Genomic DNA, 12,348 nt, shown 5'->3' with positions numbered 1-12,348 from the left:
GAAGCGCCCGCCGTCGTGTGGGCCCACGCCGCCAGGGTTCCCTGGCCGAGCTTGCGAGGCGAGGGTGGCGGTGGGGACTACTCGGCCTGGGGCCTAGCTAAACAGTTCGCTCTTCGGCTCGTTGTTCTTGACCTTCTGCCAGCCGAGCCACAGCACCAAGGCGAAGAACGGAATGGTGGCCAGGGTCCAGAGGCCAAGGAGGAACACCTCGCCCGTGGCCTTGTCCGTCATGGTGTCCATGCCGATCAGCACGGTGATGGCCAAGAGGGCGACCAGGCCAACCCAGCTGGTCCACGGGGAACCGGGCATCGGCAGGCTGGAAACGTTGCCCTTCTTCTTGCGCAGCGCGATCTGGCTGGCGAAGATCGAACCCCACGTGAAGATGACGCCGATCGAGGCCGTGTTCAGCGCGAGGTCGAAGGCGTGCGAACCGCCCAACCAGATGTTGAGCAGGATGCCCACGAGGTAGACGGCGCCGATTGCCAGGATGGCCGCGTACGGCACGTGGCGGGTGGACATCTTGGTGAGCCATTTGGGGGCATGTCCGTTGTTGGCCATGGTGCGGAAGATGCGGCCGATCGAGTACAGGCCGGAGTTGCATGAGGACAGTGCGGCGGTGATGACGACCATGTTCATGACGTCGCCCATCCACGGCAAGCCCATCTGGCCGAAGACCGTGACGAACGGGGACGTTCCCGCGTGATACTGGTCCGAAGGCAGGAGCATCGCCAGCAACATGACGGAACCGACGTAGAAAACAACAATGCGGATCACGACGGCGCGGATCGCCTTGGGCACTTCGCGTTCCGGGTTCTGCATCTCGCCAGCGGTAATGCCGACCAGTTCAATGGCGTTGTAAGCGAAGATCACAGCGTTGAGGACCAGGATCATCACCAGGCCGCCCTTGGGGAACATGCCTCCATCGGCAGCGAAGAGGTTCCCCACAGAAGCGTGACCGGTGCCGACCTGTGCGTTCGTGACCACCATGAAGGTGCCCACGGCCAGGAAGATCAGGATCGCGGCGACCTTGAGGCAGGAAGCCCAGAACTCGAACTCACCGAAGGCCTTGACGCTGAACAGGTTCACGGCCACCAGCAGTACCAGCGCGGCGATGGCGGACAGCTCAACGGGAACGTTCGGGAAGAAGAACTGGAAGTACAGGCCGATGGCAATGAGTTCGGCGATGCCCGTCATGGCCCAGTTGATGAAGTACATCCAACCGGAGAGGAAGGCGCCCTTTTTGCCGAACATTTCACCGGCGTAGCTGACAAAGGAGCCGGAGGTCTGGCGGTACATGATCAGTTCGCCAAGGGCCCGCATCAGCAGGTAGGCAATGACGCCGGCAATGGCGTACGAGAAAATGAGGGCCGGGCCGGTTGAGGCCAGACGTCCACCCGCACCCATGAAGAGGCCGACGCCGATCGCGCCGCCCATCGCGATCATCGTGACGTGGCGGCGGCTCAGGGTCTTCTGGTAGCCCTCGGCGCTGAGGTTTTCGGAAGTTGTAGAGGTACTGGGCGCAGCCAGGGTTCCCGGCTCACGCTGAAGGTCGGTTGTGGTGTTTTGAGGCACAGCTGTTCCTTGTGGGTTGAGGATATGCCGGTCCTGGCTTCATGCGCATCGGCACGAACAATTCGAGCTTTCAACCTGTTGGCGAGTCGAATCAGTAGCGAAAACACGGAAGCATCGAAGGTAAATCCGGCAAAACCATCCTACCCGGTGATTTCGGCGGAGCGTGACGCGGGCAACAAACCGGGGCGTTACGCTGGACATATGGGCACCATTCCGCCAGCCGGCAGGCTATACCGTTTCACGGGCTTGGACGCTGCGGCTTTCGGACTCTACGCGTCATTGGCGGCTGTTCTGAGCCTCGCCACGGCCCCGGTGACGACTTTCATGCAGCAGGTCTTCCCCGACCCCGCAACCGCCGTCTTCGCCATCAACCTCGCTTTCTACGCTTCGGTGGGCCTGTTCGCGGTTGCGGCCGCGTGGCGCGTCATAGCCCGCGACCTCCTGATCCTGGCGACCCGTCCGTGGTTCACGCTTGCCATGATTCCGCTGTCCATCGTGGCAATGCTGGTGATCACCGCCATTCTGGTGACAGTTACCGGCTCGGCCAAGGAGTCGCAGAACCAACTGGGCCTGCAGTCCCTGGTCCTGCAACTGCCGGCCTGGTTCGTGGTGCCTTTGCTGGTGGTGTTGGGTCCCTTCGTCGAGGAGTACCTGTTCCGGCACCTCCTGATCGGCAAGCTGTCCCGCCGCGTCAATATTTGGGTTTGTTGCGTGCTGTCCGTACTTTGTTTCGCCGCCATACACGTGGTGGGACGTGAAGGCCTGGTGCTTCCCGCCCTGGCGCCATACCTCGGAATGGGCGTTGTCCTGGTGGCCGTCTACGTCTGGACGGGCAAGAACGTGATGTTCTCCTACTTCGTTCACGCCGCCAAGAACCTGTTGGCCGTCGTGCTGATCTACGCGATCCCGCCGCAACTCCTCGGCGGCTAACCAACCCAACTAACTCGCAGTAGGTGACGTTTTCAGCCCTCAAAACGACAACAACTGCGAGTCAGTTGGGCAACGCGGACCGGAACTGTCCGCTAGGCACTTCCCCGGCCACGCGCCGTCGTCGTAGGTTCAGTCCATGGCACTGAACTTTCAGGTAGTAGTCGACTGCAAGAATCCGCACGTCCTGGCCGATTGGTGGGCCGAGACGCTCGAGTGGATCGTGGAGCCCCAGGACGAGGCGTTCATCCGGTCCATGGTGGATCAAGGCTTCGCCACGGAGGATGAGACCACCACCCACAACGGCAAGCTCGTGTGGAAAGACGGTGCGGCCATCGGCCCGGCAGAAGACCAGGACAAGGACACCCGCCGCCGCTTCCTGTTCCAGACCGTTCCAGAGGACAAAACCGTCAAGAACCGGGTTCACTGGGACGTGCGCCTCAACGGACAGGACAAGGACGACGTCCGCGCCGCCCTCGAAGCCCGGGGCGCAAAATACCTGTGGACAGCCAAGCAAGGGCCGCACGAATGGCACACGATGGCCGATCCCGAAGGCAACGAGTTCTGCATCAGCTGAGGGGATTACTAGACTCTGAGGGTGAGCAACGACTTCCCCGCCAAGGTATCCGACGTCTTTGACCCGTCCCGCTGGCGTACAGTGTCCGGTTTCGACGATTTCCAGGACATGACGTACCACAGGCAGGTCGAGCGGGACGCAGACGGAAAAGTGACGAGGGACCTTCCGACGGTCCGGATTGCCTTCAACCGCCCGGAGGTCCGCAACGCCTTCCGGCCCGGCACCGTTGACGAGCTCTACCGTGCCATGGACCACGCCCGGATGACTCCGGATGTCGCCACGGTGCTCCTCACGGGAAACGGCCCCTCCCCCAAGGACGGCGGCCATTCCTTCTGTTCCGGCGGGGACCAGCGGATCCGCGGCCGCGACGGCTATCGGTATGCCGACGGCGAGACGCAGGAGAGCATCGACCCCGCCCGGGCCGGCCGCCTGCACATCCTGGAAGTCCAGCGGCTCATGCGGACCATGCCCAAGGTGGTCATCGCCGTCGTGAACGGCTGGGCCGCTGGCGGCGGGCACTCCCTTCACGTCGTCTCGGACCTCACCATCGCCTCGCGCGAGCACGGCAAGTTCAAGCAGACAGACGCCACTGTGGGAAGTTTCGACGCCGGTTACGGCTCGGCGCTGCTCGCCCGCCAGATCGGGCAGAAAGCCGCCCGCGAGATCTTCTTCCTGGCCCGCGAGTATTCCGCGGAGGACATGGTCCGCATGGGGGCCGTGAACGAAGCCGTGGACCACGAGCGCCTCGAGGAGGTCGCCCTGGAGTACGCCGCGGACATCGCGCGCCAATCCCCACAGGCCATCCGCATGCTCAAGTTCGCCTTCAACCTGGCCGACGACGGCCTGGCCGGCCAACAGGTCTTCGCCGGGGAGGCCACGCGCCTGGCCTACATGACGGACGAAGCCGTCGAGGGCAAGGAAGCCTTCCTTGAGAAGCGCGATCCGGACTGGTCCAACTTTCCGTACTACTTCTAGGACTCGCCCGTGAACATCGATCCCGTTCTCAAAGCCTTGGCCGCCGCCCTCCACGATGAGGGCCCCGCCGTCGAAATCGTCGTCCCGGAGGACGGCACCCCGGTGGCGGTCCCCGTTGAAACGCCCGGTTTCGAAGACGCCGCGGTAGTGGTCCGCACTTCCGGTTCCACCGGTACACCCAAGGCCACGGTGCTCACGGTCGATGAGCTCGCCGCTTCTTCCATGGCCACCGCCATCGCGCTCCGGGGCGAGGGCCAATGGCTCCTGGCCCTGCCGCTGCAATACGTCGCCGGGGTTCAGGTGCTGGTCCGCTCGCTCTTCGCGGGCACGCGTCCGTGGGCCATGGACCTTTCGAATGGCTTCACTCCGGAGGCCTTCACCTCCGCCGCCGAAGAGCTGACCGACACGATCCGCTTCACCTCCTTGGTGCCGACGCAGCTGCAGAGGCTCCTGGACTCACCATCGCCGCAGACCCTCGCAGTACTTCGCCGTTTCAACGGCATCCTCCTAGGCGGCGCGCCTGCACCCGCCCCACTGCTGGACGCCGCCAGGGAGGCCGGACTGAAGGTCGTGACCACCTATGGCTCCGCCGAGACGTGCGGCGGTTGCGTGTACGACGGAAGGCCGCTTGAGGGCGTCCAGGTCATGCTCGACGACGACGGCCGGGTCCTCCTGGGCGGCGATACTGTGGCTTCCGGTTACCTGGACGCGCCCGAGGCGAACGCCGAAGCGTTCTTCGAGGAGGACGGCACCCGCTGGTACTGCACCAACGATCTCGGCGAGCTCGCCGACGACGGAACCCTCACGGTGCTGGGACGCGCCGACGACGTCATCATCACCGGCGGCGTGAAAGCCTCCGCCGCGTTTATCCAGGCGGAGCTTGAAAAGTTCGACGGCGTCACGGCGGCTTTCGTGGCCGGGGTGCCTTCCCGCGAGTGGGGCCAGGCGGTGGCAGCTTATGTTGCCGTCGAGGACAGCTCCCCGGAAAGCATCGCGGACTACAAGGCCCGCTGCCAGGAATCGCTAGGGACCCTCGCTCCCAAAACGGTGCTGACCACGGATGGCCTCATCATGCTCCCCAATGGAAAGCCGGACCGGCTGGCGATGATCGAGCTTCTCACCGAGGTGCATCAGGGAGAATAGACACGTCCTCCCTGACCATCATTTGCCTTCCCCCAACGCGAAACAACACGAGGTACTGAACGTGGCAACAGCTGCACAATGGATTCAAGGCGCCCGCCTGCGCACCCTGCCGGCTGCGATCGCGCCGGTGCTGATCGGCACAGCGGCCGCCTACGAGCTGCAATCTTTCCGGCTCTTGAATGCCATCCTCGCCGCCCTCGTGGCGCTGCTCCTGCAGATCGGAGTCAACTACGCCAACGACTACTCGGACGGTATCCGTGGCACTGATGAGGACCGCGTGGGTCCGCTCCGGCTGGTCGGCTCCGGTGTAGCACGCCCCGCACAGGTCAAGTGGGCTGCCTTCGGTGCGTTCGGCCTGGCCATGATATTCGGCCTGGTACTGGTGATCATCACGCAGAGCTGGTGGCTGATCCTGGTGGGAATGGGCTGCGTCCTTGCTGCGTGGGGGTACACCGGCGGCAAGAACCCGTACGGCTACATGGGCTTTGGCGACCTGTTCGTGTTTGTTTTCTTCGGCCTGGTGGCAACGCTCGGCACCACCTACACGCAGGCCGGACAAGTGAGCCTTCCGGCCGTCATCGGCGCCATCGGCACGGGATTGATTGCGTGTGCCTTGCTGATGGCCAACAATGTGCGGGATATCCCCACGGATACGGCGGCAGGCAAGCGGACGCTGGCGGTGCGACTTGGCGACCGCCACGCCCGCGAGAGTTACGTCCTGATGCTGGCCGTGGCGATCCTGTTGGTCGTGATACTGGCGCCCACCAAGCCGTGGATGCTGATAGTGCTGCTGCTGATCCCTGCCTGCCTCATGCCGGCTTGGCTCATGGTCAACGGCCGGAAGCGCAAGAGCCTTATCCCGGTGCTCAAGCAGACCGGAATGATCAACCTTGGCTACAGCGTGCTGTTCTCACTGGGCCTCATCCTGAGCCACGGCTTCTAACCCTCGCTCACATATAGCCCGGTTTCCCCAAACCCTCGCTCACCTATAGCCCCGTTTCCCCAAACCCTCGCTCACCTATAGCCCCGTTTCCCCAAACCCTCGCTCACCTCATGTGAGCGGGCGTCGGTCGAAAGTGCCGCATATGTGAGCGGGCGTCGGTCGAAAGTGCCGCATATGTGAGCGAGCGTCTTCCCCCGGGCCCTCGCTCACATCTGGGCTTTGGACTTCTAGGATTCGTTGGGGCGGCGGTCGTTCTCGACCTTTACCGCAGGGTTTTCATCGACCAGCCGGTCCTCGATCGAGGCATCTTCAATCTCCAACGCAGAGCGGATGGGCTTGGCCCGCCCGGAGAAACGTTCGCGCATGGCGGCAGTGGCGGCGTCGCGCTGCTTCTGGAAGAACAGGTAGCTGATGGCGAACGCGATGAGGCCCGCGAAAATCGCCGCGAGGAACAAACCCGTCTGCAGGAGCGCGAAGATAACGAAGAGCGGTACGAAGATCGCAAGACGGATCAGGGAGTATTTGAGGAAAGCCACGGATCAAGTTTAGCCTCACAGCCTGATTGCACCCTGATCGCACAGCTATCACCGGACCCGACGGCGACTAGACTTGACGGTATGCTCCGCGTTGTTGCAGTTGTGGCCGTCCTGCTCGTGTTCGTCTATGGGCTGGTGGACGTCATTCGCACCGACCGCCGCTCTACCCGGGGAATTTCCAAACCCGCATGGATTGTGGTGATGATCCTTCTGCCGGTCCTCGGCGCGGTTCTCTGGTTCCTTATCGGCCGTCCCTACAACATCCGGCCTACCCCGCAGCCCGCGAGCCATCCCACAGCCCCCGACGACGACCCCGACTTTCTCCGGAACCTGGAGGTCCGCCGTCGCAACCAGGCCGAAGCCGAACGGCTGAAGAAGCTCAAGGCCGACCTCGAAGCCAAGGAACGCAAGCTCAAGGGCGAATCCAAGGCCGACGACAGCGGCGACGTCAACAGCTGACGGCCCCGCTGAGACGCTCAGAGCCACCCTTCCTGACCTCTTTTGAAGCGCGAACGACGGCGACACGCCCGCAAGTGCGGAGTGTCGCCGTCGTCGTTAATTCAAAAAGGGTCAGAACGGCAAGGCGCTGATGCCCGCGGACCCGGCCCGCGGGACCAGCACGTTGAACCTACTGCGAAAGCCCCGAGTAAGAGTGCAGGCCGTTGAAGAACACGTTGACCACGGTGAAGTTGAAGATCACGCACAAGTAGCCTGCAATCGACAACCAGGCCGCGCGGGTTCCCGTCCAGCCGCGGGTGGCGCGAGCGTGCAGGTAGCCGGCGTAGACCACCCAGATCACGAAGGTCCAGACTTCCTTGGTGTCCCAGCCCCAGAAGCGGCCCCAGGCTTTCTCGGCCCAGATGGCACCGAACATGAGGGTGAAGGTCCAGCCCACGAATCCCACAGTGTTGATGCGGTAGGACAAGTTTTCCAGGCTCAACGCGTTCGGTACGAGCCGCATGAAGCCCAGTTTGTCCACGCCGCCGGCAGCCAAGGTCTTCTGCCGGTGCGATTGCAGCAACTGCAGGGCTGACATGGCGAACGTCAAGGTGAACAGGGACGCGGACATCACTGCGATGGAGACGTGGATGACCAGCCAGTAGCTCTGCAGTGCCGGGACCAAGTGGCCCACCGGGGTCCAGTACGTCACGGACGCGGCCACCATCATAATCACGGCGAGGCCCAGCACGAAGGTACCCAGGAAGCGCAGGTCGCGGCGGATCAACGACAGCAGGAAGACCGCAACCACCAGGAAAGCACCGGTGGTCAGGAACTCGTACATGTTGCCCCACGGCACCCGGCCCGCGCCGATCGCACGGGTGATGACCCCGGCGCCATGGATTGCCACGCCGATGATCGCGACTGCCACTGCCACGCGGGCGGGAATGCGGCGCTCGGCGGCGTACTTCATGTCACCGCCGGCGGTCTGGTTGACGGACGTGATCGCCGATGTCGGGCGCTCAGTACGGCCGGCAGGTCCCCCGACGTCGTTTCCGCCGGCACGGCCGGCAGCCACCGGAACCTTGACCTCGGCTGCCACCGAAGAGGCCGCCTTCAGGTCAACTGCCTTCAGCATTTTGCTGCTCTTGGCGAGGTCCCACGCGAAAGCGATGAACGCCACCGTGTAGGTGCCGGCCGCGAGCAGCATGAAAAGCTCGCTGTACTGGCCCATGGTTTCGTTGATGGGGAACATTACTGGTCCTTCGAGGTTGAGGAAGAAACGGTGTCGGTGGACTGCCCTGTGTGGAGCAGCCATTCTCGTTGCAGCAGTTCGCGGATCGCGGCAGCTTCGCCGGCCAGCCTGTGGTCCTCGCCGCGGGCAAGGAGACCGTACTCCACCATTGTGCGCCCGTCGTCGTGGGTTCCGGTCCGGACCCAGACGCGGCGGCGGTTCAGGTAGAGGGAGAGAATCAGTCCGGCGACCGCCAGCAGGGCGAACACAAGCGCCGTGGCCTGGCCCGGATTGTGGTGGATGTCAACGCCGACGTACTTCTTGACGCCATCGAAAGTGATGCTGCCCTTGCCGTTAGGAAGCGTGTACGTGCCTCCAGGGGCGATCGCGATGGCCTTGTCCGCCATGCCGCGGCCGTTGAGCGGGGTCAGCTTGGCGACGTCGAGCTCGAAAACGTTCTGCGGGGTGCCCTTGTTCAGGCCGAGGTCACCGTAGTACGAGTTGAGGTTCAACTGCGGATTGATGAGTGAGGGATCGCCGCTGTAGGCGAGGCCCTTGTCCGTCACCATCGCGGTGGGAAGGAAGAACCCTGCGAAGCCGAGCTGATCGGGCTTGGCATCGGGAACCTTGATGACCACCGAGGAGTAGTAGTTGTCACCTTGCAGCTTGGCCACGACAGGTCCCTGCATGGCGACGTTGCCGGCGCCGTCCCGGACCGTGACCACAGGAGCATAGCCGTTGCCTGTCAGGTAAATGCTGGTATCGCCAAGGGTCACGGGATCGTTGACCTTGAGGACCTGCTTCTTAGCGGGTGCGTCCGGGGTGTCCTTGGTGGTGACGTCGGCCGTGAAGTCGATGGGCTGGCCGAAGTGCGCCGGCGATTCCCGGTCGAACTGCACGTCGAACTTGTTCAGCTGGATTGAGTACGGCTGCAGCCAGCTGCTCTGGAAGTTGGTGCCCGGGCTGAACTGGTCATAGCCCACCAAGGTGTTCACGAAGGTATCGCCTTCCACCAGGATGCGCTGGCCGCTATAGCCGAACAGCCCGCCGACCGCCACCGAAACCAACACTCCGATCAGCGAAGCGTGGAACACAAGATTGCCCACTTCCTTGAGGAAGCCCCGCTCGGCACCTAATGAAGGCATGGCGGCGTCGACGTCGCGAACCTCCACGCGGTAGCCGCGCTTCTTCAGTACCGCAGCGGCGTCCGAGATAGCCTTCGACGCCGGGATCCCGGCGTCGGCGGGCAGCACAAGCGTGCCGTACTCCGGGAGGCGGGAGAGACGCTTCGGGGTCCGCGGCGGCTGGGAGCGCATCGCCTTGTAGTGGGCGATGGCCCGTGGCGTGACACAGCCGATCAGGGAGATGAACAGAAGAATGTAGATCGCCGAGAACCAGGCCGAGGAGTACACGTCGTAGAGCTGCACGGAGTCCAGGAGCTTGCCGTAGTCCGGGTGGTCGCTGATGTACTGCGTCACGATCGAAGGGTTCGCCGGACGCTGCGGGAACAGCGAGCCAGGAACCGCCGCGACGGCCAGGAGCAGCAGCAGGAAAAGCGCAGTACGCATACTGGTCAGCTGGGTCCAGGCCCAGCGCAGCATGCCTACGATCCCGAGGACCGGCAGTGCGGCCTGGGCTTTAGCCCTGTCAACTGCCTTGTCAATCGCCTTCTCATTCGCCTTCTCAGCGGCGTTGTCATTCGCCTTGTCAGCTGCCGCTGGTTTGCTAGCGGACTTGTTGGACTTCTTTTTACCTTGCACGGGCTCGCTCATCAGATCGGCAACTTCACATCGGTTTGGAACCAGTACTGGAGCCCGGTTACCCAGGCGCCCCACACTCCCGTCGCCATCAGGATTCCCAGGAGGATCAGGATGCCCCCGCCCATCCGCTGGATCGCGAGGCGATGCTGGCGGAAGAAGGACATCACACCCATCCCCCGGCGGACTGCGAGGGCTATCAAAAGGAAGGGAATGCCCAGGCCAAGACTATAGACAAACGCCAGGAGGGCCCCCTTCGCGGCGGACGACCCCCCGGAAAGGCTCAGCAACTGGACGGCGGAATAGGTAGGACCAATACAGGGCGCCCAACCGAGGCCGAACGTGATGCCCAGCAACGGCGCACCCCACAGCCCGGCGGGCGGCTTGGCATGGATTTTGGCGTCGCGCTGCAACCAACCGAAGCCGCCCAGGAAGACGACGCCCATGATGATCACCAGAATACCCAGCAATTGGGTGATCCACGCGTTCTGCGGGCCTGTGATGAGGGTCCCCAATTGGCCGAAGGCGCCGCCGAGCAGGACGAAAATCGAGGAGAATCCGAGGACGAACAGGCCGATTCCCGCGAGCATACGCCCGCGCTTTTGCTTCTGGAGGTCGACGCCGGTCAGCCCGGTCACGTAGCCGAGGTAGCCAGGAACGAGGGGCAGGACGCACGGCGACAGGAAGGACACGAGTCCGGCCAGCAAAGCCACGGGGATGGCCAGCAGTAAGGAACCGCTCAGGATGGTCTCGGCGAAAGGGCTGTTCACGCTGTCCGGGCCACCTACTCGGCAACCGCAGTGGTGATGAGTGCCTTGAGAGTGCTCTTCTCAATCTCGCCCAGGACGCGGGCAGCAACCTTGCCTTCTTTGTCGAGCACGAGTGTGGTGGGCACCGCACCGGGCGGCACAATGCCGGAGACAGACAGCAGCACGGCGCCGTCTTTGTCGTCGAAGCTGGGGTACGTGAGCTTGAACGTCTGGTCGAACGCATCGGCCGTGGCCTTCTCGTCCCGAAGGTTCACACCGTAGAACTGGACACCTTTGCTCTTGAACTCCTGGCGCAGTTCCTCGAGGATCGGCGCTTCAACCCGGCACGGCGCACACGCGGCGAACCAGAAGTTGAGGACGGTTACCTTGCCAAGCAGGTCCTGCGGGGTCACGGCAGTTCCGTCGAACAAAGTGCCCTTGATCCCGACGGCGGCCTTGCGGTCCGCCTTGGCGAATTCGGTCACCGAGCCATCCCCGGCAACGTAGTTCTTGTTGTCCCCGGCTTTCGCTTGCTGGGCCAGGGCGTCTTCCTGGGCACAGGCGGACAAGCCCATGGTCAGTGCAGAGAGTGCTACTCCCCCGACAGCCAGGAAGCTGCGGCGTGAAGTCAAGGCGGCATTGATCTTCTGGCCGCTGGTCTTGCGGCTCGTGGTGTTCCCGTTCATTGTCATGCTCCGGGCGTCTTCGCGGCACCGGGCAGCAGCACGGCAGCGGGTTCGCTGTACTCCACCCGCGCGACCTTGCCGTCGTCGAACATCAGGGAAGTCAGCGACGTCAGCGTGCACTCGCGCTTGCGCGGATCGTGCCACAGGGGCCGGCCTTCCGCGCTGAGGCGCGTGGCGTAGATGGGGAGCTGGTGGCTGACGAGGATGGCTTCGGCACCATCGCCGCCGAGTTCGATCGCTTTCAGCCGGGCGTCCTCGACGGCGGCACGCATGCGGGCCACCTGGTCCTGGTAAGACTCGCCCCAGGACGGGCGCAGCGGATTGCGGTACTCGAACCAATGCTTGGGCTTGATGAATTCGGAGATGTTGGCCTTGAGCCCTTCGAAATGGTTCTCCGCCTCGATGATCCGCGGTTCCGTGTGGATCTGGAGGTCCAGCGCCTGGGAAGTGGGGAGGGCGGTTTCCTGTGCGCGGGTCAACGGCGAGGAGACAAGGTAGACGATGTTCGCCCCCTGGGCGACGCGGGCGGCGAAGTGGTCCGCGAGCATCTTGGCCATCTCGCGGCCGCGTTCGGAGAGGTGGAATTCGGGCAGCCTGCCGTACAGAATGCCGTCGGGATTGTAGACCTCGCCATGGCGGAGCAGATGGACAGTTGCTTGGGGCATGTTTACCAGTTTCTCAAAGAAGGCGGGCGATCTGAAATCTTCTACGTTTCGTAGAACTGAAAGTTTCTTCAGAATGTTCCCCGAAGGTGGAATAAAAGATGCATTTGCATGTTTATACTTGACACAAGGTTCGGTTGACACTTCAA

The 12,348-nt window shown here is 63.3% G+C and carries 13 protein-coding genes; 6 read left to right on the top strand and 7 right to left on the bottom strand.

Annotation, left to right across the window (positions count from 1 at the left end):
* Window positions 1-93: 93 nt before the first annotated feature.
* Window positions 94-1,572, bottom strand: coding sequence for an amino acid permease (locus AB4074_RS09865; RefSeq protein ID WP_345448984.1), 1,479 nt, complete (start codon window positions 1,570-1,572; stop codon window positions 94-96).
* Window positions 1,573-1,773: 201 nt separating this feature from the next.
* Between AB4074_RS09865 and AB4074_RS09860 the strand changes: the two genes are divergently transcribed.
* The 5 genes from AB4074_RS09860 to AB4074_RS09840 all read left to right on the top strand — a co-directional run bounded on the left by AB4074_RS09860 (window position 1,774) and on the right by AB4074_RS09840 (window position 6,137).
* The gene (locus tag AB4074_RS09860; protein ID WP_441413224.1) at window positions 1,774-2,502 is read left to right on the top strand and encodes a CPBP family intramembrane glutamic endopeptidase; all 729 of its coding nucleotides are present in this window, start codon (window positions 1,774-1,776) and stop codon (window positions 2,500-2,502) included.
* A 136-nt stretch (window positions 2,503-2,638) separates the two neighbouring features.
* The gene (locus AB4074_RS09855; protein ID WP_441413223.1) at window positions 2,639-3,076 is read left to right on the top strand and encodes a VOC family protein; all 438 of its coding nucleotides are present in this window, start codon (window positions 2,639-2,641) and stop codon (window positions 3,074-3,076) included.
* 21 nt (window positions 3,077-3,097) lie between these two features.
* Window positions 3,098-4,051, top strand: a complete 954-nt coding sequence (locus AB4074_RS09850) for a 1,4-dihydroxy-2-naphthoyl-CoA synthase (protein ID WP_059389529.1) — start codon at window positions 3,098-3,100, stop codon at window positions 4,049-4,051.
* Between the two features lie 9 nt (window positions 4,052-4,060).
* Window positions 4,061-5,194, top strand: a complete 1,134-nt coding sequence (locus AB4074_RS09845; RefSeq protein ID WP_441413222.1) for an AMP-binding protein — start codon at window positions 4,061-4,063, stop codon at window positions 5,192-5,194.
* A gap of 61 nt (window positions 5,195-5,255) precedes the next feature.
* Window positions 5,256-6,137 (top strand): 1,4-dihydroxy-2-naphthoate polyprenyltransferase, encoded by an 882-nt coding sequence (locus AB4074_RS09840; RefSeq protein WP_441413221.1) that lies wholly within the window; start codon window positions 5,256-5,258, stop codon window positions 6,135-6,137.
* A 227-nt stretch (window positions 6,138-6,364) separates the two neighbouring features.
* On the opposite strand, the gene AB4074_RS09835 is transcribed toward AB4074_RS09840, so the two are convergent.
* Window positions 6,365-6,673 (bottom strand): DUF4229 domain-containing protein, encoded by a 309-nt coding sequence (locus AB4074_RS09835; protein WP_441413220.1) that lies wholly within the window; start codon window positions 6,671-6,673, stop codon window positions 6,365-6,367.
* 81 nt (window positions 6,674-6,754) lie between these two features.
* Between AB4074_RS09835 and AB4074_RS09830 the strand changes: the two genes are divergently transcribed.
* A complete protein-coding gene (locus tag AB4074_RS09830; RefSeq protein ID WP_437771316.1) occupies window positions 6,755-7,132 on the top strand; it encodes a PLD nuclease N-terminal domain-containing protein in 378 nt (125 codons plus the stop codon).
* A 169-nt stretch (window positions 7,133-7,301) separates the two neighbouring features.
* Here AB4074_RS09830 and ccsB read toward each other — a convergent pair whose 3' ends face one another.
* Genes ccsB through AB4074_RS09805 form a run of 5 tightly spaced genes read right to left on the bottom strand, consistent with a single transcriptional unit; the run spans window position 7,302 to window position 12,202 of the window.
* Window positions 7,302-8,366 carry a c-type cytochrome biogenesis protein CcsB gene (gene ccsB / locus AB4074_RS09825; RefSeq protein WP_236812673.1) on the bottom strand — a complete coding sequence of 355 codons (1,065 nt, stop codon included), beginning with the start codon at window positions 8,364-8,366 and terminating at the stop codon, window positions 7,302-7,304.
* Window positions 8,366-10,117 carry a cytochrome c biogenesis protein ResB gene (gene resB, locus AB4074_RS09820; RefSeq protein WP_441413219.1) on the bottom strand — a complete coding sequence of 584 codons (1,752 nt, stop codon included), beginning with the start codon at window positions 10,115-10,117 and terminating at the stop codon, window positions 8,366-8,368. Before resB ends, ccsB begins: the two co-directional genes overlap by 1 nt.
* Complete coding sequence (locus tag AB4074_RS09815) at window positions 10,117-10,872, bottom strand: cytochrome c biogenesis CcdA family protein (protein WP_441413218.1); 756 nt, start codon at window positions 10,870-10,872, stop codon at window positions 10,117-10,119. The genes resB and AB4074_RS09815 overlap by 1 nt, the downstream gene beginning before the upstream one ends.
* Window positions 10,873-10,886: 14 nt before the next feature.
* Window positions 10,887-11,537 carry a TlpA family protein disulfide reductase gene (locus tag AB4074_RS09810; RefSeq protein WP_441413284.1) on the bottom strand — a complete coding sequence of 217 codons (651 nt, stop codon included), beginning with the start codon at window positions 11,535-11,537 and terminating at the stop codon, window positions 10,887-10,889.
* 2 nt (window positions 11,538-11,539) lie between these two features.
* Window positions 11,540-12,202 (bottom strand): histidine phosphatase family protein, encoded by a 663-nt coding sequence (locus AB4074_RS09805; protein ID WP_441413217.1) that lies wholly within the window; start codon window positions 12,200-12,202, stop codon window positions 11,540-11,542.
* Between the last annotated feature and the right edge of the window lie 146 nt (window positions 12,203-12,348).

Source organism: Arthrobacter sp. 2MCAF14, assembly GCF_052115645.1.
Lineage (GTDB): Bacteria > Actinomycetota > Actinomycetes > Actinomycetales > Micrococcaceae > Arthrobacter.
Note: the sequence above shows the minus strand (reverse complement) of the source record. Positions and strands in the feature narration are given on the sequence as shown.

Coding starts and splice junctions, on each gene's coding strand:
- AB4074_RS09855 (WP_441413223.1), top strand. CDS start 2,639: ATGGCACTGAACTTTCAGGTAGTAGTCGACTGCAAGAATCCGCACGTC.
- AB4074_RS09810 (WP_441413284.1), bottom strand. CDS start 11,537: ATGAACGGGAACACCACGAGCCGCAAGACCAGCGGCCAGAAGATCAAT.
- ccsB (WP_236812673.1), bottom strand. CDS start 8,366: ATGTTCCCCATCAACGAAACCATGGGCCAGTACAGCGAGCTTTTCATG.
- resB (WP_441413219.1), bottom strand. CDS start 10,117: ATGAGCGAGCCCGTGCAAGGTAAAAAGAAGTCCAACAAGTCCGCTAGC.
- AB4074_RS09805 (WP_441413217.1), bottom strand. CDS start 12,202: ATGCCCCAAGCAACTGTCCATCTGCTCCGCCATGGCGAGGTCTACAAT.
- AB4074_RS09830 (WP_437771316.1), top strand. CDS start 6,755: ATGCTCCGCGTTGTTGCAGTTGTGGCCGTCCTGCTCGTGTTCGTCTAT.
- AB4074_RS09860 (WP_441413224.1), top strand. CDS start 1,774: ATGGGCACCATTCCGCCAGCCGGCAGGCTATACCGTTTCACGGGCTTG.